This window comes from Weissella sp. ESL1156 (assembly GCF_058505625.1).
The window spans coordinates 1,890,953-1,917,746 of sequence record NZ_CP196372.1; the positions used below are offsets into that span (position 1 = coordinate 1,890,953).

Genomic DNA, 26,794 nt, shown 5'->3' on the forward strand with positions numbered 1-26,794 from the left:
GATGAGGGGTGGTAAAAGATAATGTTACGACGACCAATTGTTATGGCAAATTGGAAAATGAATAAATTGCCAAGTGAGGTTAAACAATATATTGCAGCAGTAACACCAAAATTAGCTGATTATCCAAACGTTGATGCAGTGTTAGCGGGACAGGATGTTTTATTGAATGCAATGGTAATTGCTGCAGCAGGGACATCAATTGAAATTGGTGCAGAGAATATGTATTGGCAGGATAAGGGAGCCTATACGGGGGAAACTAGTCCAGCAGCACTTGCTGATTTAGGAATCAGCAAAGTTATCATTGGTCATTCTGAACGTCGAAATTATTTTCGCGAAACAGATGAGATGGTTAACTTGAAGACATTGGCTGCATTACGTAATGGGTTATCACCAATTATTGCAATTGATGAAGCTGTGCAATTAGAATCTTTAAACGACCATGCGCATTGGATCGTTAACCAAGTTGTTGAATCCTTAAAAGGAGTCACACGTGAAGAAATGGGACGATTAATGTTAGCGTATGAACCAACGGCAGCAATTGGCTCAGGACAAGCCATGAGTCCAGAGATTGCACAAAAAAGTTTACGTGTGATTCGTCAAACGGTTGCTGATATGTTTGACCAAGACATTGCTGATCATATTCGCATTTTGTATGGTGGTTCAGTGAAACCGACAAATGCCTATGACTTGCTAAAGCAACCAGACATTGATGGTGTATTAGTGGGGGATGCTGCATTAGATGCAGCGACTTTTCTTGAATTAATCAGCCTCGCTGAGCAAGCAAAGCGAGAATTAGCATAATCAATATCAATTGAAAAGAGAGTGAGACAAAAGACGTTCTGAAATTAATTGTTGTTACAGCGATGTTTCAGTCTTTTAGAACACGTTTAAGGGCGTCAATCTACCGACTAATAGATTGACGCCCTCTTCAGTTGGACATAGCAACTGATGTTCCAATTCTTTTTATTCTTTTTAGGGGATTAGATACTACCCAACCGATGAGATAGCTGTGTCTGGATTTGGAATAACGACGGCAGATCCATTATCTGAGGCATCTGAGTCATTGTTGCTCGAGACAGATGATGAGCTTTCAGAACTATCGCTAGATGAATTGCTAGTTGAACCGCTCATTGAAGAACTAGAACTATCTTCAGATTCGGAACTAGCATCTGAACTAGAACTATTTGAAGAACTATCACTAGAAGAACTGGAACTACTACTTGTAGACGATGTGTTGGTACTAGAAGAACTAGGTATATTTGATGAATGAGAGGCAACTGAGCTCGTCTCACGACTTGATGTTGCACTGCTTTGGCTTTGTGAGCTCATTGCAGGTGAACTGTCATTCGGTGGACTTTGCATCGCTGAATTGTGCGAAGACTTTGAAGAAGTCATTGCAATAGTGCCAGCACTGGCACCAACTTGATTACTACTAGAAAATTTTGAAATACCATTAGCAACCAATCGAGAACTAAAGCGTTTCAAATTTGATGATGATTCAACAGCCGCTTGTTTTTGTGATTGTAGATGAGCTGCTTGTTCGATAGGATTGGTTAACCAACCCGAAAAAGCTTGTGAAGTGCTAAGAAAGCCAATTGGAATAATAATTGATAAAATGATTAATAATGAAATGGTGAAAAATGCGCGCTTCATAAATCCTCCTTTCCAAAATAAAATAATATGATTAATATAGTTTAACGTGCTTAGCAATTACATGATAGTCAATCGTATGACAAAATAGCAACAAATAACTTGCAAAATAATGACTTGTGCCAAATAATGAGTGATATTAGTGACTTTGATCGTGAAATATGAAAAAAATATGATTTTTTAGTAGCGCTTATTAAACTTACAGACGTCGTTGTTAGCATATACTGTGAATTATGTTACAATAAGTTTCGAGGGATATTCCCATATAACTATACTTTCAAGAATAAGTAAGGAGAAGACAACATGTCTGCAATTACTGATATTTATGCACGCGAAGTTTTAGACTCACGTGGTAACCCTACTGTTGAAGTTGAAGTTTACACTGAATTAGGTGGCTTTGGTCGTGGTATCGTGCCATCTGGTGCTTCAACTGGTGTTAACGAAGCTGTTGAGCTACGCGATGGTGACAAGAGCCGTTTCCTTGGTAAGGGAACTTTGAAGGCTGTTGAGAATGTTAACAAAGTAATCAAGGACAAATTGATTGGTATGGATGTGACTGATCAAGTTTTGTTGGATCGTACAATGATTGACTTAGACGGTACACCAAATAAGGGTAAGTTAGGTGCTAACGCAATCCTAGGTGTATCAATCGCTGCTGCACGTGCCGCTGCCGATGAATTAGGAACACCATTGTATAACTACCTTGGTGGTTTTAACTCAAAGGTTTTGCCAACACCAATGATGAATGTTGTTAATGGTGGCGCTCACGCTGACAATTCTGTAGATTTCCAAGAATTTATGATTATGCCAGTTGGTGCAAAGTCGGTTGCTGAAGCTATTCGTATGGGTTCAGAAACATTCCATGCATTGCAAGCGCTGTTGAAGGAATCAGGTCACTCAACTGCTGTTGGTGATGAAGGTGGATTTGCACCTAACTTCACTTCAAACGAAGAACCATTCCAATACTTGTTGAAGGCCATTGAACGTGCTGGTTACAAGCCAGGTAAAGATGTTGCTATTGCTTTTGACGTTGCTTCATCAGAGTTTTACGATCATGATAAGAAGATTTACACATTAGCTGGTGAGCCTGATAAGAAGGAATACACAACTGATGAGTTTATTGATTATCTAGAAAACTTGATTGAGAAGTACCCTGTTGTTTCTGTTGAGGATCCTTTGGCTGAAGCTGAAGACTTGAACGATGAAGAGCAATGGGATAACTGGGCTAAGCTAACTACTCGTCTAGGTAACAAAGTACAAATCGTTGGTGATGATTTCTTTGTGACAAACACAGATTTTTTGGCAAAAGGAATTGCTAAGGGTGCTGCAAATGCAATTTTGATCAAGGTTAACCAAATCGGAACTTTGACTGAAACAGTTGAAGCAATCGAAATGGCTAAGGAAGCTGGTTATACTGCGATTGTTTCACACCGTTCAGGTGAAACTGAAGATACAACGATTGCTGACTTGGTTGTGGCAACAAATGCTGGTCAAATTAAGACAGGTTCAATGTCACGTACTGACCGTATTGCTAAGTATAACCAATTGATGCGTATCGAAGATTTGTTGACTGATAAGGTTGCTGAGTACAAAGGTATTAACAGCTTTTACAATATTGACAAGTCTGCACGTGATGCAATTGTTAATTACGAAGCAAAATAATTGATTTAAAAAAATGGAACTGGCTGTTTTTCAGCTAGTTCCATTTTTTTATTGAGACAATTAAGTACCTATGTTATGCTAAATAGGTATATATGATTGAGATTAAAAATCGAAGAAAGAGGAGGCACCAAAAATGTACGACATATTATTAACAGCAATGATTATCGTTGGTGCATTAATTATTATTGCGGTTATGATGCAGCCATCTAAACAACAAGATGCGTTGTCAGCATTGTCAGGTGGTGGCGGTGGTGATTTGTTTGCAACCCAAAAGGCCCGAGGATTTGTTGCGGTTATGCAACGAATTACAGCAGTCCTTGCAGCAATCTGGTTTATTTTGGGATTGGCGCTAGTTTACCTTTCTTCACATTAAAAAATTACCAGTGCGCAAGACCTCTCGTGACAGATATGACGAGAGGTCTTTCATTTTAAGAATAGTGAGAAATAAATGGATTTACAAAATTTACAAAATCAATTATTTGTTTTTTTGAAAGGTAATCCAACCCAAGCTTATCCAGCACAAACGTTGACAGATGGGTTGCGATTAGATGATACAAACGCTTTTAAGTTAGTGGTCCAGGCTCTAGCTGCATTAGAGCGTGATGGCAAAGTGAAAGTAAATGATCAGGGTGCATTTCAATATAATGCCATTCATGAAGGTATCATTGGTATTTTTAAAGCTAACGACAAAGGCTTTGGATTTGTTCATTATGATGAAACAGCGCCTGATGTATTTGTTAATCCTGATAATACAGCATTTGCAACGCAAGGTGATGAAGTACGTGTGAAACTCTTAAATAAGGGTGATGATAAACGTGGTCCTGAAGGAAAAGTTGTCGAAATTGTCAGTCGAGGTCGTGAACAAATTGTTGGTGAATTTTCTTTAGGAAGTGCTTATAAGGGTTATGTTGGGAGCATTCATTTAACCGATAAGAAATTAGCTTCTTTTGAATTTTTGGTAAAAGAGGGGGGCTTGGTTGCTACTGACGGTGAAGTTGTGGTGGCTGCCATTGCAACATATCCTTCTGCAGAAATGCCAAAACATTTTACGGGAGTTGTAACAGATAAAGTGGGTTATAAAGATGATCCGGGTGTAGATATTTTGGAAATTGTCTATAATCATGATGTCCCACATGTTTTTCCAAAAGCAGCGCTAGCACAAGCAGAAAAAATTCCTGACGAAGTTTTAGATAGTGAACGTGAAGGTCGCGAAGATATTACGGATCAATCCCTAGTGACAATTGATGCGATTGAATCAAAGGATTTAGATGATGCGGTCGTTGTTTGGAAGCTACCAAATGGTAATTTCCATTTAGGCGTGCATATCGCAGATGTGTCACATTATGCAGTTGAAGGTACGCCACTAGATGAGGAAGCGTATAACCGAGGCACGTCTGTTTACTTGACTGATCGTGTGATTCCAATGCTACCTCGTAAAATATCAAATGGCATTGCTTCTTTGAATCCAGGTGTTGATCGTCTTGCAATGTCTGCAGAGATGGAATTTACGCCAAAAGGGAATCTAGTTAATCATCGCTTACATACTTCAGTGATGCGTTCACATGCACGCATGACTTACAAAGCAGTTAATGCTATCTTGGATGGTGATGAGGAAACACGCTCAGAATATTCTGAATTAGTGCCAATGTTTGAAGATATGGCTGAATTGCATGAAATTTTAGCTGCAAAGCGCACAGCACGGGGAGCAATTGAGTTTGATGCACCTGAAGCAAAAATTATTGTGGATGAGCAAGGCAAACCAACAGATATTGAGCTGCGTGAACGTGGTTTATCTGAACGAATGATTGAATCATTTATGTTAGCTGCTAATGAAACTGTGGCGATGCATTTCGATTTAGCAAAAGTGCCATTTTTGTATCGTGTTCATGAGACGCCAGATGCAGATCGTGTCCAAAACTTTATTGAGTTTGTGAAAGCTTTAGGTGCGCCAGTTAAGATTGATCCTGAAAAGGTGAAATCTACTGATTTGCAAGCCATTCATAATTTCTTTGTTGACCGACCGGAAGAACAAATGGTTTCTACGATGATGTTGCGCACCATGAAACAAGCAAAATATTCTAATGAACCATTAGGACATTTTGGTATTGGTGCACAATATTATACACACTTTACTTCACCAATTAGACGGTACCCTGATTTGACAGTCCACCGTTTGATTAAATGGTATGAGAAGAATGGTCTTAACGAGGAAGCACAAGCCAAATATGCGGATAAACTAGCCCAAATTGGTGAAGATACATCAACGAAAGAACGTCGTGCAGTAGATACTGAACGTGACACAGATGCCATGAAGAAAGCCGAATTCATGATGGATAAGGTAGGCGAAGAATTTGATGGTGTTGTCAACGGTGTGTTGAAATTTGGTATGTTTGTCTCATTAGAGAACACAGTTGAAGGACTGATTCATATCTCGAATTTTACAGACGATCAGTATGTTTATGATGAAACGCATATGGCATTGATTGGTCGTCGTTTACATCATATTTATCAAATTGGTCAACCAGTTAAAGTTCGGGTTGTTCGAGTTGATAAAGAGCAGGCATCGATTGATTTTGTGCTAGTTGATCCTGATGATGCACCTGTAACAGATATTAAGGTACCAGAAGAGCATCGCGGTGCATTTGGTCGTAATCGTGGTGAACGTCGTCATAACGATAAGAGAAATCGATCGTCAAAAGGAAATAAAACGCATAATGATGGTAAGTCATTTGGTGCTTATCAAAATAAACGGACACCAGAAGCAAAACATCAAAATGTTAATCGTAAGGGTCGTCATAAGTAATTCATTTAGGAGGTTGTCATGGCAAAAAAAAAGCGCCGTGTGAATGATGCGTTGGCAACTAATAATAAAGCACGTTACAATTATGCAATTGCAGAAACCTACGAGGCTGGTATTGAATTAACAGGTACTGAAATTAAATCAGTACGAGCTAGTAAAATCACAATTGGGGATGGTTTTGTGCAAATTCGAGACGGGCAAGCCTGGTTAGATAATGTTCATATTAGTCCTTTTGAACAAGGAAATCGTTTTAACCATGAGCCATTACGTAGTCGTCGGTTACTTTTACACAAAAAAGAAATTCGATCATTGCAGGCAGCTGTTTCACAGCAAGGGAAAACGATTGTACCGTTACGTGTTTATTTGAAACATGGCTTTGCCAAGGTTTTAATTGGGGTAGCAACTGGTAAACATCATTATGATAAACGAGAAACGATAAAGAAACGTGATCAAGATCGTGATTTACATCGGATGTTAAAAAAAAGATACTAAAATATCATCAAAAAAAATATTGATAAGATTCTTATGAATGAATGTTTTCTTGACAGATAATGTCATAAGTTTCTATCAATTTTTTTTATTTTTTTAAAAAACATGTTCCAAAAATGTTAGAAAAGCTAACATGAATTATCCTCATTCAGTTTGAATAGCGTACAATAAGTTGATATGAATATACAGAGAAGAGTCTTGGAGGAATAGACAATGCGCAAGTGGTTAATCAGTTTAGTGGCATTAATTGGGCTAACAGTTGGCATAATGGTTAGTTCGCCAGCTGTACATGCAGCGACACCTCATTACACCATTACAACAGATACGACTTTTCCACCGTTTGAATTTCAAGCTGATGGTGGCAAGTATCGTGGTATTGACATGGATATGCTAAAAGAAATTTCTAAACGTGAAAATTTCACTTATACACTCAAGCCAATGAGTTTTAATGCTGGTGTACAGGCTGTGCAAGCTGGTCAAGTGGATGGTATTGTTGCAGGAATGTCAATTACTGATGAACGTAAAAAAACATTTGACTTTGGGACACCTTATTACAAAAGTGGTATTGTGATGGCTGTCTCGGATAAATCAAAAGTCAAAGGTTTATCTGACTTAAAAGGTAAAACGGTTGCTGCAAAGACCGGTAGTGCAGGTGCCGATTATGCGCGCTCAATGGCTAAGAAATATGGATTTAAAATTACTTTCTTTAATGATTCAAACACGATGTATAATGATGTTTTGATTGGTAACACTGTTGCTGCTTTTGAAGATCAACCTGTTATGGCATATGCCATTCAACAAGGAACTAAATTAAAAATTGTGACGAAGCCAGCAAATGGTAACTGGTATGGTTTTGGTGTAAAAAAGGGTGCTAATACAACTTTATTGAAGAAATTCAATAAAGGATATGCCGCTATTGTTAAAGATGGTACTTATGATAAGATAGTCAATCGTTATCTTGGTAAGGGCGGTTATAATTATAAGAAAAATGCGAATAACCAACATGAGACGACTATTTGGGACTTGTTTAATGAAAATAAAAGTGCGTTGTTTACTGGTTTAGTGAAAACTTTAGAATTGACCTTAGTTGGTATTATTCTAGCAGCTATTTGGGGCATTTTCTTGGGAATTCTTGGTGTGATGCCAAGTAAGTTGGCACGTGGATTTTCAACAACCATTATTTATATTTTTCGTGGTTTGCCAATGCTAGTTTTGGCCTTCTTTATTTACATTGGGATACCAAATCTAACAGGTCAAAAAATTCCAGCCTTTACAGCAGGTGTGATAACATTGATTCTTAATGAGGGTGCCTATATTGGCGCATTTGTTAGTGGTGGTTTTAAGTCGGTTGATTCTGGGCAACTTGAAGCAGCTCGTTCATTAGGGTTACCATATGGTAAAGCAATGCGTAAAGTCGTTATGCCACAAGGTATTCGTTTGATGGTACCAAGTTTTATTAATCAATTTATTATTACGTTAAAGGATACTTCAATCTTATCAGCAATTGGTATTATTGAATTAACACAAACCGGTACGTTAATTATTGCCCGCAATTTGCAAGGATTCCGAGTTTGGTTAATGATTGCAATACTGTATCTTATTGTTATTACACTATTAACTTGGTTATCAAACTGGGTAGAAAAGAGGATCAAATAATGGCGACGATTGTTGAAGCACGCAATGTTCATAAGAGTTTTGGTAAAAATGAAGTGCTAAAAGGTTTGAGTTTGGCCGTTGAAGAAGGTGAAGTTGTTGTGATGATTGGCCCTTCAGGTTCTGGAAAATCCACCTTTTTACGCTCTTTAAATAAACTTGAAGCGATTAATAGTGGTGAAATTACGATTGATGGTCAAAATATTAATCAACCAAAGGTCAATATTGATAAAATTCGTGAGAAAGTTGGTATGGTTTTCCAACATTTTAATCTATTTCCTCATTTAACAGTTATGGAAAATATGATTTTAGCGCCATTACAATTGGGCAAGATGACGAAGGATGAGGCCGTTGCAAATGCTGAAAAGTTATTAAATCGGGTTGGACTTGCTGATAAAGCTGATGTTAAACCAGATACACTTTCAGGTGGTCAAAAGCAACGGGTAGCCATTGCACGTGCATTGGCTATGAATCCTGAAATCATGTTATTCGATGAACCAACCTCGGCACTGGATCCTGAAATGGTCGGTGATGTTCTTTCAGTTATGAAGGAACTTGCTGAAGAAGGGATGACAATGATAGTTGTGACTCATGAAATGGGCTTTGCAAAACAGGTTGCTGACCGTGTGGTTTTCTTTGCTGATGGTTATATTCGTGAAGAAGGTACGCCAGCAGATATTTTTGATCATCCTCAAGATGAACGAACCCGTGATTTCTTAGATAAAGTGTTGAACGTCTAATAAATGAAATAAAAATGCTGAAAACTAGTCATACAATTAAGTGTGGCAGTTGTCAGCATTTTTTATATGGTTATTTTTTTGAAATTATATTTGACATATCGTCATTAGTAAAAGGTACCATGATTGGCTTGGAATTGTTAAAAATACTAGGCCAATCAAGCGGGTGACCATGAGCAATGAATTCCCAACGGTCCAAGAAAGCAATAATGAGTAGTAGTAAAGGCTCTTGGTTTGTTTTTAAAATTTTAATTGATAAACGTTGATCTCTAATTGGTTTTGCAGTTGCTAGTTGTTGACTAACTGTTTTTATCTGAAAATATCTTTTTTCTAGACTACCGAGGACAAACCAATTTAAAGTGCTGACAAATAATAGTTCATGCAATTTTAATGACAAGCCAATTGAACCAACCTGTTGTTGTTGGTTAGTGAGGATAAATCTTGGCAATAAGCCACCAGAAATTTGGGTTATCTCTGCCAAAGGTTCAGAGGACTTATTAAAAATGGTCAGTTTATCATTACGCTGACCAATTTGTCCTGAAATAGTGTATTTTATACGATTGGTAGATGTCGTAACAGTGGTGATACCATCAAGTTGTTTGTGAACTTTAGACATTAATAAATCATGCATGAAAATACCTCTTTATGACATGAAAGAAAAATAATTTTACTTTTATTTTATCATAATCCAGCGCAACAAAGGTTTAGTCGTTATAATAAGGATAAACAAATTGCAATTGAAGTGAATAGGAGTCGCATTATGCCAGAACTATTACCCGAAGACTGGGCAGAAGCATTACAACCAGTTTTACAACCTAATTATGTTGGACGTATGCAAGAATTTTTAGATACAGTTTATTTAGTTGATACAGTTTTTCCCAAGCGCCAGAATGTATTTGCAGCGTTAGAGGCGACGCCGTTAGATAAAGTCAAAGTTGTCATCTTAGGTCAAGATCCTTATCCTAATCCAGGTCAAGCACAAGGATTAAGTTTTTCTGTACCGACAACAATGGCTTTACCAAAATCATTGATTAATATTTATAAAGAATTAGCAGATGATTTACAGATACAAGCACCCAAAACGGGAGATTTACATTATTGGGCGAAGCAAGGCGTGCTACTATTGAATACTGTTTTAACAGTACCAGCTCATCAAGCTGGTGGCCATGCTGGCGAAGTTTGGGAACCCCTAACAGATGAAATCATTAAATTAGTGGCCCAGCGTGAACAACCAACGGTCTTTATTTTATGGGGGAAACAGGCACAAGCAAAACGACCATTGATTAATGGTAATCAAAATCTTGTATTGATGTCACCGCACCCTAGTCCATTATCAGCATATCGTGGTTTTTTTGGCTCAAAACCGTTTAGTAAGACGAATGCATTTTTAAAAAAATATCATTGTCAACCCATTAATTGGGCATAATATGTATTGTTGTGAGTGATGGCAAAAGAAGTGCATGATTTGTTGCTTGAATGGAACATCTTAATCAGAATGATGCACATTGTCACTGAAAGCGATATGCTATAATGAATGTGTAGTAAAAAATTATTTTAAGAGAGACGGGGGTTTGTCCATCATGGAGTTGTTTGAGCAATTAGCAAATAAAATTAAAGGGCAAAACAAGACACTTGTATTTCCAGAGGGGGAAGATAAGCGTGTGCAAGGAGCGGCGATTAGGTTAGCCGCAGACGGGTTAGTAGTGCCGATTTTGTTGGGGAAAACGGCAGCCATTCAAGAAACAGCCGAGACAAATCATTTTGACTTGTCAGGTGTGACAATTATCGATCCAGCGAGTTATCCAGAAGATAAAATGAATGTGATGATTCATGAATTAGTTGAGCGTCGTCATGGTAAGACTGATACAGCAACTGCTAAGAAGTGGGTTGCTGATGTTAATTATTTTGGTACGATGTTGGTTTACATGAATTTGGCTGATGGTATGGTTTCTGGTGCAACTCATCCAACGGGTGATACTGTACGACCAGCATTACAAATCATTAAGACAGCACCAGGTTCTTCACGTATTTCAGGAGCTTTTGTGATGCAACGTGGTGATGAGAGATATATTTTTGCGGATGCGGCAATCAATATTGATATTGAAGCGCAAACAATGGCAGAAATTGCGGTGCAATCTGCGAAAACGGCCCATGTCTTTGGCATTGATCCTAAGGTTGCGCTATTAAGTTTTTCAACCAAAGGTTCTGCAAAAGCACCGCAAGTAGATAAGGTTGCTGAAGCAACAAAAATTGCGAAGCAAATGGATCCAACCTTAGCACTTGATGGTGAGTTGCAATTTGATGCAGCCTTTGTTCCCGAAGTTGCTAAGTCGAAAGCACCTGATTCAGACATTGCAGGTCATGCAAATGTCTTTATTTTCCCTGATTTGCAATCTGGTAATATTGGCTACAAAATTGCACAACGTTTAGGTGGCTTTGAAGCCGTTGGTCCAATTCTACAAGGATTGGCAAAGCCAGTTTCGGATCTTTCACGTGGTGCAAATGAAGAAGATGTTTACAAGGTGGCCATTATCACGGCCGCACAAGCGTTTAACAATTAAAAAATAAAAGTGCAGTTTAACACGTTTGATGTATTCATTTATTAAAGGCGTCATGTGTTTAAAGCGGCACTTTTTTATTATATTATGACAGATTGATTTGAAAGGAGATGAGCAACATGTGTACGAGTATTTTACAAATTGCCCAGGATGGTGTGCATGTGTTATCACGGACAATGGATTGGCCAAGGTTAGAAAATTCACCAATGTTTGTACCCAGAAACTATCAGTGGCAATCCTCATTTAATCAGCACTTCATTCAAAATAAATTTGCCTTTATAGGTGGAGGTGAATTAAGTCATAAACGAACAGACGTAGCAGATGGCGTAAATGAATATGGTTTATGTGCTCAAAAGCTCACCTTTGGCAATGGTGCGCAATATATGGACGATATTAATGATGATAAAGTTCAGATTGCACCATTTGAATTTATTTTTTGGTTATTAGGAAATTTTAAATCAGTCGCTGATATTTCAGCACATATTTCAGACATTCAATTAATGTCCGAAAAACAAAGTGTTGTAAAATATGGTAATCCGGAATTGCACTTTGCTGTAACAGACCCAACTGGTGCAATCGTCGTCATTGAACCAACAACATGGCCAATGAAAATTGTCCCTAATCCACTTGGTGTTGTAACGAATAGTCCGCATTTTGAACGTCAAATTGCGCAACTAGAAAAGTATGTTGATTTTAAACCTGAATTTAAAACCGGGGAAATTGGCATTAATGTGCCAAAAGTAACAACCGGTAAACTGTCGGGTAAAGCGACACCACCGGGTTCTTATTCACCAGGTGCTCGTTTTTTGCGAGCAGCCTATCTAAAAGAACGAGCAGATCAACCAGCTAACGAAGATGAAGCAATCATCACAAGCTGGCATCTATTAGATAGTGTGACAGTGCCACGTAATCTCGCGCATCAAAAAACTTTTTCAGTCTATCGTGCGGCAACAGTTGCTGAAAGTCGTAGTTATTATTTTCAGTCGTACCATCAAGGAAGCATTACAAAATTACAATTAACTGATGACATGCTCAAGTTAACAAAACCAATTGTTTATCGTGTACCAGATAAATTAACGGTTAATCAGTTAAATTAACAATCTTTTAAACGGCCATTGAGCTACAAATGAGTAGGTTAATGGCCTGAAATGAATTCTTCAAAAGTGCAGTGACTGAAAGGGTCTTGCTGCCATGACCCTGTAATCAAGCGTTGAAAAATGGTATACTTTGTACTATGAGAATATTAGTGAATACAGTGAATGAAACACAAAAATTAGCTGCTAAACTGGCACAAAGTGTACAGGCGGGCGATACAATTTTATTATCAGGGGATTTAGGTGCGGGTAAGACGACGTTTACACAAGGATTTGCGAAAGAGTTAGGCATTAAGCGACCCGTCAAAAGTCCAACGTTTACGTTGGTTAGAGAATATCAAACAGTGAACTTTCCAATCTACCATCTAGATGTGTATCGAATTGGTGAAGAAGGAAATGCAGAAGATTTAGGATTATCGGAATATTTTGGTGGCGACGGTGTTGCGTTAGTTGAATGGTCGCAGTACATCAAACCGGAATTACCAGATGATGTTTTACGCATTTCATTTGAAAGAGTGCCTGAACAAGAGACCGCTCGAATCATCACAGTTGTTGCAACGGGTGAACGTTCGGCCAAGTTATTAGCTGCAATGGAGGCATAATGGAAATTTTTATTCGCCCTGCAGATAGGCAAGATGCAATGAAATTAATGGGACTGTTATTTGCATTACAAGATGAGTCAAATACATTTATGATTGTACAGGATCCAGAAAACATCGAAATAAATGAAGAAGCCGATAATATCGATATTTTGCAAACAACAACAAATAATATTATGTTAGTTGCAACAACAGAAACAGGTCAATTAGTTGGTCTTGCCTCAGCAGCTGCCAAGCCAAGACAACCTAGACTTGCTGAGGTTGGTGTTGCTGTGTTAGCAGATTTTCAAGGGAACGGCTTAGCACAAGCGTTAATGGCAGAATTATTAACATGGGCAAGAACCTATAGCTCGGTTGATCGATTGTTTCTAACTGTACAAACAGTTAATAAAAATGCCATTCATATTTATCAAAAGCTGGGATTCAAAAAAATTGCTGGGTCAGAAACACAGATGATGAATAGTAATCATGAACAGGTAGCGGCTTTTGACATGATATTATCAGTTAATGATTGAGGTGTAGACATGAATTTTATTGCAATGGATTTTGAAACAGCCAGTGCACAACGATATAGTGCTGTGTCATTAGGTTTAGCGGTAGTGCGTGATAATCAATTGGTTGATGAATTCTATACATTAATTAAACCAGATACTATTTTTGATAGACGAAATACGCGTATTCACGGCATTACAGCGACAGATGTGATTGACGCACCTGTTTTTCCAGAAGTTTGGGATCAAATTAAGCAATTTTATACACCAAATCAATTGGTTATTGCACATAATGCCTCATTTGATAATGGTGTATTACGAGAAACATTGATTCATTATGGTATCAGCACACCGCATTATCTATCATTAGACACAGTACGGACGTCACGTAAACTTTATCCACAATTACCAAATCATAAATTAAATACTGTTGCTGCAGCTTTAGGAATTGATTTAGAGCATCATCATAATGCGTTAAATGATACTGTGGCGGCTGCACAAATATTAGTTAAACAGGCAAATGATTTTGGTGTTGAACCGTTAAAACAGTTAGTTAAAGTAATTTAATTAAGGAATTGAAAAATGAAGATGTTAAATGAAGTGTTTCCCAGTTATAATATTCAGGCAAATGTTGATTTAAGTAAGTATACAAATACACGTGTAGGCGGCCCAGCAGATTGGTGTTTCTGGCCCAAAGCACAAAATGAATTACAACAAGTTGTTCGTTTTGCCCATGAACATCAGATACCAATGACTGTGTTAGGTAATGCCTCGAATTTAGTTATTACAGATGATGGCTTGCAAGGATTAGTTATCTTCTTAACCGAAATGCGTCAGATTACAGTTACAAAAAGTCAAATTAAAGCTGATGCGGGCGCATGGATTATTGACGTGGCACATACGGCTTATGATTACTCGTTAACTGGGATGGAATGGGCTGCTGGTATACCTGGTTCCGTCGGTGGTGCTGTTTTTATGAATGCTGGTGCATATGGTGGGCAGATTGACCAAATGTTGTATAGTACTGATGTGATTACAGTTACTGGTGAAATGAAAACATATTATCTTGATGAGTTGGCCTTTGGTTATCGTCATAGCCTATTACAAGATACAGGCGATATCATTGTGAGTGCGACATTATGTCTGCAACCAGGAAAGCGTGCCGTAATTGGTGCAGCGATGGCCGACTATAATGAACGACGTGCACAAAAGCAACCTTTAGAATTTCCATCGTGTGGGTCTGTTTTTAAGAGACCAACAGGTTATTTTGCTGGTAAACTAATTATGGATTCAGGTTTACAAGGATATCAGGTAGGTGATGCACAAGTTTCAACAAAGCATGCTGGTTTTATTGTTAATCGTGGGCATGCCACTGGTAGTGATTATGTCAATTTAATCAAGTATGTGCAATCAGTTGTATATGACAAATTTTCAGTGAACTTAGAAACTGAGGTTAGAATATTAGGTAGAAAATAAACAAAGAAAGGGAGTATGTGCATGGGCTTATTGCAAACCATTGTCGGATTAACATTCTTAGTAGTGTTAGGCAATGTGTTAGGTTATTTCTTGAAAAAGGTCCCAGTTAGCTTGATTCAAATTGGACTAGGGTTGATTGTTGCTGTCTTTTTTAATATACAGATTAAACTTGATACAGAATGGTTTTTACTTTTATTTATTGCGCCGTTACTTTACTCGGATGCTTGGCGATTTCCCAAGAAAGAGCTTTGGGAATTGAGAGGACCAATTTTTGGGAATGCTATTTTATTAGTTTTTATTACAACAATTGTTGGTGGCTTTTTAATTTATTGGATGATTCCACAATTACCGTTGCCAGTTGCATTAGCCATTGCGGCGATTTTGTCACCGACTGATCCAGTCGCCGTTTCAGCAATTGCATCTGAAGCAAAGCTACCACCTTCAATTATGCATTTAGTGGCTGGTGAGAGTTTAATTAATGATGCCAGCGGTTTGGTTGGATTTAAATTTGCTGTTGCAGCAGCAACAGCAGGGACTTTTTCATTGCTGCAAGCGACAGGTGAGTTCCTTTATGTTTCGATCATGGGAACCCTAGTTGGTGCATTGATGGGGTTTGTTATTAATCTTTTTGGTGATTGGTTATCATCTCATGGTAATAATGACGTGTCATTGCGGGTGGTATTGCAATTATTTACGCCATTTTTAGTTTACATCCTAGCTGAAGAAATTCATGCTTCAGGTGTCATCGCTGTTGTTGTTGCAGCAATTATTTTGAATATCCATACAAAACATGACGTTGACTATACCGGTGAATTACACGTTGTTGGTATCAACACCTGGAATGTCTTTGGTTATTTGTTAAATGGGTACATATTTGTTATTCTAGGCATTGAATTTCCGTTAGCAACACATTTAGGAAAAGTTATTTCATTACCAATGGCGATTATCTATTCAGTCATTACATGGTTTATTATTTTTGGAATTCGCGTCATTTGGACGTATGTTAGCCAATGGGTTCGTCTAAAAAATCATAAAAATGAAACAGCTTCTTGGCGAGTTGCCATTACATCTGGTTTAACGGGTGTACGTGGTGCAGTTACCATGGCTGGTGTTTTGTCCGTGCCACTTGTAACAGATAGTGGCGTACCATTTCCCCAACGAGCGTTAATGTTGTTTATTGCCGCAATTACAATTATCTTGTCATTGGTTATGGCAATCATCTTTTTACCAATTATTGGTGGTCAGAAAAAAATGCAAGTACCACCTGGTTCTAATAAGGCGAAAGCACGAGTTGCCCAACATATGTCTGAGCCAAGAGCACGTGTGTACGTTTTACAATCTGCTGTCCGTGAGATTGAAGCACAACGTAGAGAATCAAATCAAAGTGTGGTCTATGAAATTATTCGTCGTTACCAAATTCAAATTCGTCAATTACAATTACAGTTTATGAAGGCGGATAAAATGAGCCCAATTTTAGATGCGGAAATGACATTACGTCAAATTGCGCTTGAAGCAGAGCGTAATACGATTCAAAGATTGTTAGTTGATGAGCGAATTACACCGCTTGTTTATGCGAGTGAGGGTCGACGGATTGATCGGGCGGAATCAGAATTAGATGATTTGGTCACTCATGATAAGGGGAAACGGACATGGCGTCAAATTCGACGATTTTTCACAGGTTTTGGACGAATGGTCCGAGTTTGGCTAAGTGATGACTCTTCTGACATTTTATTATCAGAGTATGAACTAGCTCATCACGAGTCAGCAAAAGAAGCCATTGCAGCTATCTCAAAGTATATCAGTACTGATGAGGCGCAAAATTCACAACTTGATCAAACAGCAGCGTATAATTTAATCATCATGTATCGCTCACGATTAGAGCGAGAACGTCATGGCAGTAAAGGTACACAAAATGTAGAAGAATTACGGCTGACGTTAGAACTAACAGGGTTAAATGCGCAACGTGAAGCAGTACAACATTTAACTGATTCACATTTTATTTCAAATGCGACAAGTTTGAATATTCGTCAAAATATTAACTTTACAGAAGCGGGGTTACTAACTAATTTGGAAGAATAGGAGCTAGTATGAATTTTGATATTGATACACTATTAAAGAATATAAGTATTGTACGTATCATTGATGTTCTCATTGTTTGGTGGTTGCTTTATCGATTAATGATGCTCATTCGAGGCACGAAGGCGGTTACCTTACTTCGAGGCGTTGGCATTGTTATTGTGGTGAAAGTTGTGAGTTGGTATTTTGGTTTAGCAACGATTTCGTGGCTAACTGACCAAATTATCAATTGGGGTGTCATTGCCCTAGTTATTGTGTTTCAACCTGAAATTCGTCGTGGATTAGAGCACCTTGGTCGTTCAGGTATTTTTAGGCAAAAACAAGCTTACCAATCAGAAAAAAGATTGGTTAATGAGCTAGATGATGCAATTCAATATATGTCCAAGCGGCGTATAGGCGCTCTTATTTCGATCGAAATGGAAACAGGGTTGGAGGAGTATATTGAAACAGGTATTCCAATCGATGCAGAAATTTCTAGTCAATTATTAATTAACACGTTTATTCCAAATACGCCTTTACATGATGGTGCAGTCATTTTGAAAGATAATCGTTTAGCAACAGCTGCTGCTTATTTACCGTTATCTGATAGTGCAACGATTCCAAAGGAGTTAGGCACACGACATCGTGCATCCGTAGGTATTTCAGAAGTAACGGATGCGTTGACTATTGTTGTTTCTGAAGAAACTGGTGCCGTGTCAATTACAAGAAATTCAGAATTAATGCAATCATTATCGCGGGAAGATTATTTAAAATATCTGACACGTCAGTTAGTAACATCAGATGATGTGACTAATCAATCTTGGTGGTCTCAATTACGATCGACCTTGAAGAGAGGTGATAAGTAATATGAAACGACATACTGATAAAATTGTTTATGGTTTATTGACATTGATCGTTGCTATTTTTATGTCTGCATATACTGACGCACAAACAACAACCTCTAATCATCGCGCAAATAATGGTAATGGCTTAACAACAATTGGTAAAATAACCTCTGCCAAAACAGAAACGATTAGTGTACCCATCCAATTTTCAGGGATCAATACAGACGATTACTACATTAGTGGTGCACCAGAAAATGTTGCTATTACAGTCAGTGGACCGGCGGCACTGGTAACAGCAGCAAAAAATACAAAGAATTTTCAAGTATCGGCTAATTTAAAAAATTTATCAGATGGTACGCATACGGTTAGTTTGAAAGTAACAGGTCTTAATAAAGATCTAACTTACAATCTAAAAAAGCCCAAAGTGACGTTAACAATGTATAAGCGGAGTACATCATCTTATTCTGTTAAGACAAAGTATAATAAAGCAGCGATTGCGGATGGGTACACGGTTGGTACGGTTACGAGTTCAGTCAACAATGTTCAAATTATGGGTCGCCAGTCATCAATTAATGCGGTTGATAGTGTTATTGCAAATGTTCAATTAAAGCGGGATACTAAGAAAACAACACGACAAAAGGTGACCTTACAGGCTGTTGATGTTAATGGTGATCCAGTTGATGTTGCAGTATCGCCACAAGATACAACAGTAAAAATACCAGTTAAAAAAGGTAATGGCACACGTCAGGTACCATTAGATTTAAAAACAAAAAATGGTAATGCATCTGAGTTTACATTATCCGGTTCAGTCAATGAAGTTGCAGTGCAAGGTAATATTGACGTACTAAATAAATTGAAGAATGTGCAAGCTGTTGTTGATCTATCAGGTATTACGACAGCGACAGAACAAAGTGTTACAATTAGCGTACCAAATGGTGCTGAGAGCGTTGATCCTAAGACAGTATCGGTGGTTATAACACCTAAGGAGTAGAATTAAAGATATGGTTGAATTACATTATTTTGGAACTGATGGCGTGCGAGGCATTGCCAATAAGGAGTTAACACCTGAATTGGCGTTTCGTTTAGGCCGAATGGGTGGTGCAGTGTTAACACGGCATGCAGATGATCATCGACCACGTGTTTTAGTTGGACGTGATACGCGTATGTCTGGACCATTGCTGGAGCATGCATTAATTTCAGGATTATTGTCTGTTGGCATTGAAATTCAACGTTTGGATGTTATTTCAACACCAGGCGTTGCCTATCTTGTTCGAGCGCAAAAGGCAGATGCTGGTGCCCAAATTACGGCATCACATAATCCAGCTGAAGATAATGGTATTAAATTTTTTGGATCAGATGGTATGAAATTATCAGATGAATTAGAAGCTGAGATTGAAGCGTTACTTGATGCGCCGGAAGATACATTACCACGACCAGCAGCTGAAGGACTTGGTTCAGTTTCTGATTTTAAGGAAGGCACGGCTAAGTATCTGGAATATTTACAGACAACAATTCCAAGTAGTTTAGAAGGTATGAAACTAGCGATAGATGCTGCTAATGGTGCAACTTCTGGTTTGGTTGCCAATTTGTTTGCGGATATGGGCGCTGATTTTGTGACAATGGGTACATCACCAAATGGTGTTAATATTAACCAAAATGTTGGTTCAACTCATCCAGAAGCATTGGCTGAGTTTGTTGTTGAAAATGAGGCACAAGTTGGTTTGGCATTTGACGGTGATGGTGATCGTTTGATTGCAGTTGATGAAAAAGGTCAAATTGTTGATGGTGATCAAATTATGTTTATCGTAGGTAAATATATGTCATCGCATGGTCGCTTAAAGCAAGATACGATCGTGACGACTGTTATGTCAAATATTGGTATGTATAAAGCCATGTCAGCAAATGGGTTAAATTCCGTTAAAACGGCAGTTGGCGATCGTTATGTTGTTGAAGAAATGTTGAAATCAGGTTATAACCTTGGTGGTGAACAATCAGGCCATGTGGTCTTTCTTGATTGGGCAACAACAGGTGATGGTATGTTAACTGCCTTACAATTATTGCATGTGATGCAAGATACAGGTAAGTCTTTATCGGAGTTAGCATCTGAAATGACGATTTATCCACAAAAGTTAGTTAATGTTAAGGTACAAGATAAGAAAGCAGCATTATCAAATCCAGCAATTAAACAGATTATTGCTGATGTTGAAGTTGAAATGGGCGATGAAGGACGTGTTTTAGTACGACCTTCTGGTACACAAGATTTATTACGCGTGATGGCTGAAGCACCAACGCAAACAGCTGTTGATGACTATGTTGGTCGTATTGTGACGATTGTTGAACAAGAGGTTGGTGTTGATTAATGTCAGCAGATTTTCAAACGTTAGATATTATTGAGGAAATTACACGTAATGATGGTTCAGCGTATAAAGAAATTGGTAATTTATTGCATAACGGACAAGCGGAGTATGCTGTTGAAGAGGGGATGATAAAGAAGGTTCGTATTTTAAAGATTAATATTCCGCATTCAAAAAATGTGATTCGGTATGAAAATTTTGTGAATGAACATTTTGATATACCAGCAAAAATTGCCATTTCAGAATATGTTGAATGGCAGCGAACACCAGAAATGGATGAAGTTGTTGAAAAAATTTTAGCAGAAAATAAAGTTAGTTAACTTTAATGAAAGAGTCAGAAACATTGTTACCACTTGACTAATGCAAGTTGTAGAACAGTATTTTCTGATTCTTTTTTAATGCTTTTTACCCGTTATAAATGGAAATTTGGTATTATTAGTAATAAGTAATTTTGTGAAAGGTCTGTCAGTTATGAATATTGGATTATTTACAGACACATATGCGCCACAAGTGTCAGGAGTTGTTTCGTCAATTCAAACGTTACGACAACAACTCATTGCACATGGCCACCGTGTATATATTTTTACTTCAACTGATCCAAATGTCCCCAAAGAAGTTTTGGAACCAGATGTTTATCGTTTTCCAAGTTTTCCATTTATTGGTTTTAAGGATCGACGTTTATCATATCGTGGTGCAATCCAGGCCATACAATTAGCAAAAAAATTAGAGTTAGATATTGTCCACACACAAACGGAGTTTTCATTGGGATTGATGGGTAAACTAGTTGCTAGGCAATTGAAAATTCCTGTTGTCCATACTTTCCATACAAATTATGAGGATTATTTGCATTATGTTGCTAATGGTAAAATTATTCGTCCGGCAAGTGTTGCAGTTATTGCTCGTAGTTATATGTCTGGGATGACAGGGGTGATTGCACCTTCAAAGCAAACTTATGATACATTAAACAAATATAAGGTTTCTGCACCAATTGAAATTATTCCAACTGGGGTTAATGTAAAACACCAAGCAGATGAAGATACAAGTGCACAATTAAGAGAAAAATTAGGACTAAAGTCAGAAACGCCAGTTGTTTTATCTCTCGGACGAGTGGCCTTTGAAAAAAATATCGATACAGCATTATCTATTTTTGCAGAGGTGCTACTAGAAGTGCCTGATGCCATGTTTTTGATTGTTGGGGATGGGCCAGCAATGTCAGCATTAAAGGATCATGTGCGTTCACTTGAAATTGCAGATCATGTTATTTTTACTGGTGAGGTAGAGCATCAAGAAGTTTATGGTTATTATAAATTAGCAGATGTTTTCTTATCTGCATCAATTTCTGAAACTCAAGGATTAACATTTATTGAAGCAATGACCGCTGATACACCAGTGGTTGCTATGCGTAGCCCGTATCTAGAAACAGTGGTTATCGATAGTAATATTGGGGCATTAGCTGATGAGAATTATGATTTACTAGCACCCTTAGTAAGATACTTGCGTGCTAAAAAAGCGGGGCAAATCATTGGTGATCCAAGTGTTAGAAAACAAGTGCTTCATAATATAGATGAAGTCACTTTTGGTCAACGAGTGTTAGATTTCTACTCTGAAGCACTGGTTGTGTATCATGAAGAGGAGGATATGGAAGAGGCGGATAGTATTGATTTTGAATATGCAAAATCGTTTCTATCTAGAAACCCGGTCCATAAAGACGAAAAATGATTCGAATTACAATGTTCTCTGCAGCTGAGACGGTACCAGGACAAGGGGTTGGTTCAGCTTATCGGGAATTAGTTAATTTATTGACTGAAAAATTTCCTGATAAATTTGCGTTAAAATTTAATAGTTTAGCTAAAACAGATATTAGTCATTATCATACGATTAATTTCAGCTTTTTTCTGAATACTTTTTTGCCTGGTCGAGGTAAAAAAGTGGGTTATGTACACTTTTTACCTGAAACATTAGAGGATTCAATTAACTTATGGCAACCGATTAAAAAAATTTTTTACTGGTACGTGATGTTATTTTATAAGCGTATGGATCAGATTGTTGTCGTTAATCCTGTGTTTATCGATAAGTTAGTTGCGTTGGGTGTTAAGCGAGAAAAGATAACTTTTATTCCGAACTTCGTATCAAAAGAAGAATTTTATCCAATACCAGCTGAACAAATCAAACATATTCGACAAAAATTATCATTACCAGAAAATTCATTTATTATTTTGGGTGTTGGTCAAGTTCAGGTTCGTAAGGGCGTACTTGATTTTATTCAGCTTGCTAAAGATAATCCACAATGGTTGTTTGTTTGGGTGGGTGGTTTTTCATTTGGTGCGATTACGGCAGGTTATGATCAGTTAAAAAAAGTTGTTGATAATCCTCCTAAAAATTTGATTTTTCCAGGCATTGTTGATCGTCAATTAATGAATGATTACTATAATGCAGCAGATGTTTTTTTGTTGCCAAGTTATACAGAACTATTTCCAATGTCAGCATTGGAAGCGTTTAGTACAGGAACACCTACAGTATTACGAGATTTGGACTTATATCGGGCGATTATCGATGGGTACTACTTACCAGCAGGTGATCGATCGGAAATGCAGAAGCAATTAGATAAATTGTTCACAGATCCGAATTTGAAAAATCAGGTGGCAGAGCAATCTTTAGCAGCATCAAATTATTATTCTGCGACAAGAGTTGCTAAAATTTGGGAGCAATATTACACAAGTCAAGTCGATGACACAGACAATGAGGTACATTAATGACGCGGCGAAATGGTATTGTATTTGTTTTGATGATGCTAGCTGGTGGAGCCATATTCTACTGGTCATTTCGTAATGTTGGTGTGGTACAACTAACACATGATTTACGAAAAGCTAATTGGTGGTGGTTATTGGTTGCTTTATTGGCCATGGTTGTTTATTTATTAGTTGAAGCGATTGTTGTCAAAGTCTTTGTAGATGATTCACATGAAAAATTAGCTTGGTCCGATGCCATTCGGGTGCCATTAGTTGAACAATTTGGTAATGGTATTACGCCATTTTCAGCTGGTGGGCAACCAATGCAACTGATTACTTTAGTCCAAGCAGGGATTGACCCTGGTCGAGCAGGATCAATATTGTTGATGAAATTTGTTGTCTATCAAGCGATGATTGTTGTGAATTTTTTTATTGCAATGATTGTGGGCTACCATTTTATTGCTGATAAATTGAAAGCGTGGTCCGTATTTGTTGTTTTAGGCTTTTTAATTCATTTTATTGTTATTATTGCGTTATTATTAATAATGTATTGGCCAGGATTAACGAAAGCTCTTGTAAAAATAGTTTTTAAGCCAATTAAGTGGATTAAACCAACGAAAGCTGCTGCATGGCAGCAAACTGTGGATGAGAAAATACGTAATTTTCATGCAGAAAGCATCCGTATGAGTCATGATTGGAGTGTTTTAATACGGGCAGTTATTTTAACGTTGATCCAATTGATGGTATTTTACTTAATTCCCTATTTTATTTTATTAGCGCTAGGGGCATCACATATTAATGTTATTCTTGTCATGTCACTACATGTTTTAATTGTCATGGTTATTTCATTATTTCCAATACCAGGTGGTACGGGTGGTGCTGAAATTGGCTTTTCAATGCTTTTCTCGGAGTTTCTACCGAGTGCATCATTGTTGATTTGTGCAATGGCATTATGGCGAATTATTACTTACTACCTCGGAATGTTTGCCGGGATTGTTGCGTTTAATATGAAACCAAAGCAATGAGGGTGACGAATGTTGATGGAAAATGATTTAAGTAAAATTGTCCGACGTATTAATGCGATGGTGAAAGACACCCGGGCAACAATACAGCAACGCGATTTTAGTGTCTTTGGTGTACCAGTTATAACAGTGTTTTATGATGCAGCATCAGGAATATTTGCATTAGAAATAAATCAAAAAGAGCATAGACGTTTTGCGTTTGATGATGTTGATTTACTTGCAATCGACATCTATGAAACATTAGTAGAGTTTAAAGAATCATTTTAGTAAATATAAGGAATATTTATGGTGAATTTCATAGGATATTTGTTTGATGAATAATTTGTGTACGAAGTTTTTAAATTAATGGCTAAATTTAGTCAAATAATATTTGGAGAAAATAAAATGCAACGAGTTTTATTAGCCATTAAGAAAAAATGGCCGGATTTCAACGATACCGTTGGTTTCTTCTTGTTGTCTGTATTTTTAGTATGGTTGAAAACATACTGGGCTTATCAGACGAGCTTTTCTTTAGGTGTTAAAGGAACGCTGCAAGAATTCATCTTAGTAATTAATCCATTACCAACTGCGATTATTTTACTCAGTATCGCACTTTACTTTAGAGGAAGAGTTGCTTATTGGTTAATGGTTTTGATTAATCTGATTCAATCACTTTGGCTATTTGCAAATATGCTTTACTATCGTGAGTTTTCAGATTTTTTGTCACTGAATATTATTAATTCAGGTGGCTCGGTTGATAATAATTTAGGAAAATCCATTGCTGGTATCATTAGTCCAGCCGACTTTTTAGTATTTCTCGATATCATCATCTTGGTTTTACTTTTGGTATTTAAACGAATTAAGTATGATAAAGTCGTTGTTCAGAAACGTTTTGCTGCATTAACAACCCTATTCGGTGTTGTTTTGATGTTGGTAGGTTATGGTCTATCAAGTAAAGATAGATCGGGTTTGTTAACAAGAACTTTTGATAATAACTATATCGTTAAATATTTGGGATTAAATGAGTACGCTGCTTATAATATTTTTAAAACAAAGCAAACGGCAGATATAAAGAAAGATGCCAAAGCAGATGATTTGAATAAAATTAAAAATTATTTAAAGGGTAATCAGACTTTACAAAATGCAACTTATTTTGGTAAGGAAAAAGGAAAGAATGTGATTGTTTTCCATTTGGAATCATTTCAACAATTCCTGATCGATTACAAGTCAAATGGTGTGGAAGTCACACCTAATTTAAATAAGTTCTACCATGATCAAAATACATTATCATTTGATAATTTTTATAATCAAGTTGGTCAAGGGAAAACAGCTGATGCTGAGATGATGTTGGAAACTGGTTTGTTTGGGACAGCTTCAGGGTCAGCAATGGTAAATTATGGTACTTCTAATACTTATCAAGCTGTGCCAGCTATCCTAGATCAGCAAGGTTATACGACAGCAGCTTTTCATGGAGATGTCGCCTCATTTTGGAATCGTGATAATACTTATAAATCTTGGGGATATGATTATTTCTTTAGCAAACCATATTATAAGAACGCAAACAATGCTGACTATAATATAGGATATGGTATGAAGGATAAAATTTTCCTGAAAGATTCGGCAAAGTATTTGGAACAATTACCACAGCCATTTTATTCGAAAATTATTACAGTCACGAATCACTATCCTTATGATTTAGATAGTCAAAATGCGTCGATTGCCAAAACGAAGACAAATGACAAAACGGTTGACGGTTATGTACAAACAGCACGTTACTTAGATCAATCATTTGGTGAATTTTTGAGTTGGTTGAAGAAGTCAGGATTATATGATAATTCAATGATCGTACTGTATGGTGATCATTATGGCATTTCTGAAAACCACAAGGCAGCTATTGCTAAGTTAACTGGTAAGAGCAGTATTTCGAATTATGATTTGGCTAATTGGCAAAAGGTACCATTTATGATTCATGCGCCTGGTTTAACAGGTGGTATTAATCATACTTATGGTGGTGAAATTGATGTGATGCCAACATTGCTTCATCTATTAGGTGTGTCAACACAAAATAATATTCAATTTGGTCAAGACTTGCTTGGTACCAATCGTCGCCAGATTGTACCATTTAGAAATGGTGACTGGGTATCGGCAGAATATATGAAGTACGGTGGTAATTATTATGTCACAACTACGGGTACAAAGATTAATCCGAAAGAAGATCCACGTGCGAAAGAAATTATTGATGACACTCAGAAATACGTTGATAAGATGTTGACATATTCTGATGATGTTCAAACAGGTGATCTACTACGTTTTTACACACCTGAAGGCTTTAAAAAGGTCAATAAGAAAGATTATTCTTATCAAAAAGCAAATGGCTTACAATTGTTAAAGAAGATGAATAAAAAGGAAAATACTTCTGTTAAGGCTAAGCATAATAATCAATCAACTTTGAAAGATTATATTACAGATGCACCAGAATTAGGTGGTACACCACAGACTATTCAAGAAGCAACTTCATCTGGCGACAATTCGGATGATAATAATAGTAGTAGTGAAAGTAATTCTTCTAGTGAAAATCAATAAATAAAGGGATTGATCCTT

At 37.3% G+C, this 26,794-nt stretch carries 26 protein-coding genes; 24 read left to right on the forward strand and 2 right to left on the reverse strand.

From position 1 onward, the window contains the following. The first annotated feature begins 21 nt into the window (after window positions 1–21). A complete protein-coding gene (tpiA, locus tag ACSKY2_RS09415; protein WP_489877569.1) occupies window positions 22–801 on the forward strand; it encodes a triose-phosphate isomerase in 780 nt (259 codons plus the stop codon). A gap of 186 nt (window positions 802–987) precedes the next feature. Here the strand turns inward: tpiA and ACSKY2_RS09420 are convergent, their stop codons facing one another. Continuing rightward, entirely contained in the window at window positions 988–1,653 is a 666-nt protein-coding gene (locus ACSKY2_RS09420; protein WP_489877570.1) for a hypothetical protein, read from the reverse strand. Between the two features lie 300 nt (window positions 1,654–1,953). Between ACSKY2_RS09420 and eno the strand changes: the two genes are divergently transcribed. The 6 genes from eno to ACSKY2_RS09450 all read left to right on the forward strand — a co-directional run bounded on the left by eno (window position 1,954) and on the right by ACSKY2_RS09450 (window position 8,994). Then, window positions 1,954–3,312 (forward strand): phosphopyruvate hydratase, encoded by a 1,359-nt coding sequence (gene eno / locus ACSKY2_RS09425; RefSeq protein WP_489839963.1) that lies wholly within the window; start codon window positions 1,954–1,956, stop codon window positions 3,310–3,312. Window positions 3,313–3,445: 133 nt separating this feature from the next. Next, window positions 3,446–3,685: a preprotein translocase subunit SecG gene (secG, locus tag ACSKY2_RS09430; RefSeq protein WP_092462720.1), complete on the forward strand. Its 240-nt coding sequence runs from the start codon at window positions 3,446–3,448 to the stop codon at window positions 3,683–3,685. 75 nt (window positions 3,686–3,760) lie between these two features. Further along, window positions 3,761–6,115, forward strand: coding sequence for a ribonuclease R (gene rnr, locus ACSKY2_RS09435; RefSeq protein WP_489877571.1), 2,355 nt, complete (start codon window positions 3,761–3,763; stop codon window positions 6,113–6,115). An 18-nt stretch (window positions 6,116–6,133) separates the two neighbouring features. After that, entirely contained in the window at window positions 6,134–6,604 is a 471-nt protein-coding gene (smpB, locus tag ACSKY2_RS09440; protein ID WP_489839961.1) for an SsrA-binding protein SmpB, read from the forward strand. A gap of 210 nt (window positions 6,605–6,814) precedes the next feature. Beyond that, window positions 6,815–8,257 carry an amino acid ABC transporter substrate-binding protein/permease gene (locus ACSKY2_RS09445; RefSeq protein ID WP_489877572.1) on the forward strand — a complete coding sequence of 481 codons (1,443 nt, stop codon included), beginning with the start codon at window positions 6,815–6,817 and terminating at the stop codon, window positions 8,255–8,257. After that, window positions 8,257–8,994 (forward strand): amino acid ABC transporter ATP-binding protein, encoded by a 738-nt coding sequence (locus tag ACSKY2_RS09450; protein ID WP_489877573.1) that lies wholly within the window; start codon window positions 8,257–8,259, stop codon window positions 8,992–8,994. The genes ACSKY2_RS09445 and ACSKY2_RS09450 overlap by 1 nt, the downstream gene beginning before the upstream one ends. 70 nt (window positions 8,995–9,064) lie before the next feature. Here the strand turns inward: ACSKY2_RS09450 and ACSKY2_RS09455 are convergent, their stop codons facing one another. Next, complete coding sequence (locus ACSKY2_RS09455; protein WP_489877574.1) at window positions 9,065–9,622, reverse strand: LURP-one-related/scramblase family protein; 558 nt, start codon at window positions 9,620–9,622, stop codon at window positions 9,065–9,067. A 129-nt stretch (window positions 9,623–9,751) separates the two neighbouring features. Here ACSKY2_RS09455 and ACSKY2_RS09460 point away from each other — a divergent pair, with 129 nt between their 5' ends. The 17 genes from ACSKY2_RS09460 to ACSKY2_RS09540 all read left to right on the forward strand — a co-directional run bounded on the left by ACSKY2_RS09460 (window position 9,752) and on the right by ACSKY2_RS09540 (window position 26,776). Beyond that, the gene (locus ACSKY2_RS09460) at window positions 9,752–10,417 is read left to right on the forward strand and encodes a uracil-DNA glycosylase (RefSeq protein WP_489877575.1); all 666 of its coding nucleotides are present in this window, start codon (window positions 9,752–9,754) and stop codon (window positions 10,415–10,417) included. Between the two features lie 154 nt (window positions 10,418–10,571). After that, complete coding sequence (pta, locus tag ACSKY2_RS09465; protein ID WP_489877576.1) at window positions 10,572–11,552, forward strand: phosphate acetyltransferase; 981 nt, start codon at window positions 10,572–10,574, stop codon at window positions 11,550–11,552. A gap of 116 nt (window positions 11,553–11,668) precedes the next feature. Beyond that, window positions 11,669–12,646 (forward strand): linear amide C-N hydrolase, encoded by a 978-nt coding sequence (locus ACSKY2_RS09470; RefSeq protein WP_489877577.1) that lies wholly within the window; start codon window positions 11,669–11,671, stop codon window positions 12,644–12,646. Window positions 12,647–12,783: 137 nt separating this feature from the next. Next, window positions 12,784–13,245, forward strand: coding sequence for a tRNA (adenosine(37)-N6)-threonylcarbamoyltransferase complex ATPase subunit type 1 TsaE (tsaE, locus tag ACSKY2_RS09475; RefSeq protein WP_489877578.1), 462 nt, complete (start codon window positions 12,784–12,786; stop codon window positions 13,243–13,245). Next, complete coding sequence (locus ACSKY2_RS09480; RefSeq protein WP_489877579.1) at window positions 13,245–13,757, forward strand: GNAT family N-acetyltransferase; 513 nt, start codon at window positions 13,245–13,247, stop codon at window positions 13,755–13,757. Before tsaE ends, ACSKY2_RS09480 begins: the two co-directional genes overlap by 1 nt. Before the next feature lie 9 nt (window positions 13,758–13,766). Beyond that, window positions 13,767–14,300 (forward strand): 3'-5' exonuclease, encoded by a 534-nt coding sequence (locus ACSKY2_RS09485; protein ID WP_489839952.1) that lies wholly within the window; start codon window positions 13,767–13,769, stop codon window positions 14,298–14,300. 15 nt (window positions 14,301–14,315) lie between these two features. Next, complete coding sequence (murB, locus tag ACSKY2_RS09490; RefSeq protein WP_489839951.1) at window positions 14,316–15,209, forward strand: UDP-N-acetylmuramate dehydrogenase; 894 nt, start codon at window positions 14,316–14,318, stop codon at window positions 15,207–15,209. A gap of 21 nt (window positions 15,210–15,230) precedes the next feature. Beyond that, complete coding sequence (locus ACSKY2_RS09495) at window positions 15,231–17,288, forward strand: Na+/H+ antiporter (protein ID WP_489877580.1); 2,058 nt, start codon at window positions 15,231–15,233, stop codon at window positions 17,286–17,288. Window positions 17,289–17,296: 8 nt separating this feature from the next. Beyond that, a complete protein-coding gene (gene cdaA, locus ACSKY2_RS09500; protein WP_489877581.1) occupies window positions 17,297–18,130 on the forward strand; it encodes a diadenylate cyclase CdaA in 834 nt (277 codons plus the stop codon). Window position 18,131: 1 nt separating this feature from the next. Then, on the forward strand, window positions 18,132–19,100 hold the full coding sequence (locus ACSKY2_RS09505; protein WP_489877582.1) for a CdaR family protein: 969 nt from the start codon (window positions 18,132–18,134) through the stop codon (window positions 19,098–19,100). A gap of 10 nt (window positions 19,101–19,110) precedes the next feature. Next, complete coding sequence (gene glmM / locus ACSKY2_RS09510; RefSeq protein ID WP_489877583.1) at window positions 19,111–20,469, forward strand: phosphoglucosamine mutase; 1,359 nt, start codon at window positions 19,111–19,113, stop codon at window positions 20,467–20,469. Further along, window positions 20,469–20,783 carry a hypothetical protein gene (locus ACSKY2_RS09515; RefSeq protein ID WP_489877584.1) on the forward strand — a complete coding sequence of 105 codons (315 nt, stop codon included), beginning with the start codon at window positions 20,469–20,471 and terminating at the stop codon, window positions 20,781–20,783. Before glmM ends, ACSKY2_RS09515 begins: the two co-directional genes overlap by 1 nt. A gap of 151 nt (window positions 20,784–20,934) precedes the next feature. Beyond that, window positions 20,935–22,182: a glycosyltransferase family 4 protein gene (locus tag ACSKY2_RS09520; RefSeq protein WP_489839945.1), complete on the forward strand. Its 1,248-nt coding sequence runs from the start codon at window positions 20,935–20,937 to the stop codon at window positions 22,180–22,182. Beyond that, entirely contained in the window at window positions 22,179–23,216 is a 1,038-nt protein-coding gene (locus ACSKY2_RS09525) for a glycosyltransferase family 4 protein (protein WP_489877585.1), read from the forward strand. The genes ACSKY2_RS09520 and ACSKY2_RS09525 overlap by 4 nt, the downstream gene beginning before the upstream one ends. Beyond that, window positions 23,216–24,217, forward strand: a complete 1,002-nt coding sequence (locus ACSKY2_RS09530) for a lysylphosphatidylglycerol synthase transmembrane domain-containing protein (RefSeq protein WP_489877586.1) — start codon at window positions 23,216–23,218, stop codon at window positions 24,215–24,217. The genes ACSKY2_RS09525 and ACSKY2_RS09530 overlap by 1 nt, the downstream gene beginning before the upstream one ends. Window positions 24,218–24,226: 9 nt before the next feature. Continuing rightward, window positions 24,227–24,481 (forward strand): DUF1797 family protein, encoded by a 255-nt coding sequence (locus tag ACSKY2_RS09535; RefSeq protein WP_489839942.1) that lies wholly within the window; start codon window positions 24,227–24,229, stop codon window positions 24,479–24,481. Between the two features lie 117 nt (window positions 24,482–24,598). Next, window positions 24,599–26,776 carry an LTA synthase family protein gene (locus ACSKY2_RS09540; protein WP_489877587.1) on the forward strand — a complete coding sequence of 726 codons (2,178 nt, stop codon included), beginning with the start codon at window positions 24,599–24,601 and terminating at the stop codon, window positions 26,774–26,776. Window positions 26,777–26,794 lie beyond the last annotated feature (18 nt).

Excerpts from the sequence above, each read along its gene's own strand:
- tpiA (WP_489877569.1), top strand. The coding sequence starts at position 22 with ATGTTACGACGACCAATTGTTATGGCAAATTGGAAAATGAATAAATTG.
- ACSKY2_RS09420 (WP_489877570.1), bottom strand. The coding sequence starts at position 1,653 with ATGAAGCGCGCATTTTTCACCATTTCATTATTAATCATTTTATCAATT.
- eno (WP_489839963.1), top strand. The coding sequence starts at position 1,954 with ATGTCTGCAATTACTGATATTTATGCACGCGAAGTTTTAGACTCACGT.
- secG (WP_092462720.1), top strand. The coding sequence starts at position 3,446 with ATGTACGACATATTATTAACAGCAATGATTATCGTTGGTGCATTAATT.
- rnr (WP_489877571.1), top strand. The coding sequence starts at position 3,761 with ATGGATTTACAAAATTTACAAAATCAATTATTTGTTTTTTTGAAAGGT.
- smpB (WP_489839961.1), top strand. The coding sequence starts at position 6,134 with ATGGCAAAAAAAAAGCGCCGTGTGAATGATGCGTTGGCAACTAATAAT.
- ACSKY2_RS09445 (WP_489877572.1), top strand. The coding sequence starts at position 6,815 with ATGCGCAAGTGGTTAATCAGTTTAGTGGCATTAATTGGGCTAACAGTT.
- ACSKY2_RS09450 (WP_489877573.1), top strand. The coding sequence starts at position 8,257 with ATGGCGACGATTGTTGAAGCACGCAATGTTCATAAGAGTTTTGGTAAA.
- ACSKY2_RS09455 (WP_489877574.1), bottom strand. The coding sequence starts at position 9,622 with ATGCATGATTTATTAATGTCTAAAGTTCACAAACAACTTGATGGTATC.
- ACSKY2_RS09460 (WP_489877575.1), top strand. The coding sequence starts at position 9,752 with ATGCCAGAACTATTACCCGAAGACTGGGCAGAAGCATTACAACCAGTT.
- pta (WP_489877576.1), top strand. The coding sequence starts at position 10,572 with ATGGAGTTGTTTGAGCAATTAGCAAATAAAATTAAAGGGCAAAACAAG.
- ACSKY2_RS09470 (WP_489877577.1), top strand. The coding sequence starts at position 11,669 with ATGTGTACGAGTATTTTACAAATTGCCCAGGATGGTGTGCATGTGTTA.
- tsaE (WP_489877578.1), top strand. The coding sequence starts at position 12,784 with ATGAGAATATTAGTGAATACAGTGAATGAAACACAAAAATTAGCTGCT.
- ACSKY2_RS09480 (WP_489877579.1), top strand. The coding sequence starts at position 13,245 with ATGGAAATTTTTATTCGCCCTGCAGATAGGCAAGATGCAATGAAATTA.
- ACSKY2_RS09485 (WP_489839952.1), top strand. The coding sequence starts at position 13,767 with ATGAATTTTATTGCAATGGATTTTGAAACAGCCAGTGCACAACGATAT.
- murB (WP_489839951.1), top strand. The coding sequence starts at position 14,316 with ATGAAGATGTTAAATGAAGTGTTTCCCAGTTATAATATTCAGGCAAAT.
- ACSKY2_RS09495 (WP_489877580.1), top strand. The coding sequence starts at position 15,231 with ATGGGCTTATTGCAAACCATTGTCGGATTAACATTCTTAGTAGTGTTA.
- cdaA (WP_489877581.1), top strand. The coding sequence starts at position 17,297 with ATGAATTTTGATATTGATACACTATTAAAGAATATAAGTATTGTACGT.
- ACSKY2_RS09505 (WP_489877582.1), top strand. The coding sequence starts at position 18,132 with ATGAAACGACATACTGATAAAATTGTTTATGGTTTATTGACATTGATC.
- glmM (WP_489877583.1), top strand. The coding sequence starts at position 19,111 with ATGGTTGAATTACATTATTTTGGAACTGATGGCGTGCGAGGCATTGCC.
- ACSKY2_RS09515 (WP_489877584.1), top strand. The coding sequence starts at position 20,469 with ATGTCAGCAGATTTTCAAACGTTAGATATTATTGAGGAAATTACACGT.
- ACSKY2_RS09520 (WP_489839945.1), top strand. The coding sequence starts at position 20,935 with ATGAATATTGGATTATTTACAGACACATATGCGCCACAAGTGTCAGGA.
- ACSKY2_RS09525 (WP_489877585.1), top strand. The coding sequence starts at position 22,179 with ATGATTCGAATTACAATGTTCTCTGCAGCTGAGACGGTACCAGGACAA.
- ACSKY2_RS09530 (WP_489877586.1), top strand. The coding sequence starts at position 23,216 with ATGACGCGGCGAAATGGTATTGTATTTGTTTTGATGATGCTAGCTGGT.
- ACSKY2_RS09535 (WP_489839942.1), top strand. The coding sequence starts at position 24,227 with ATGTTGATGGAAAATGATTTAAGTAAAATTGTCCGACGTATTAATGCG.
- ACSKY2_RS09540 (WP_489877587.1), top strand. The coding sequence starts at position 24,599 with ATGCAACGAGTTTTATTAGCCATTAAGAAAAAATGGCCGGATTTCAAC.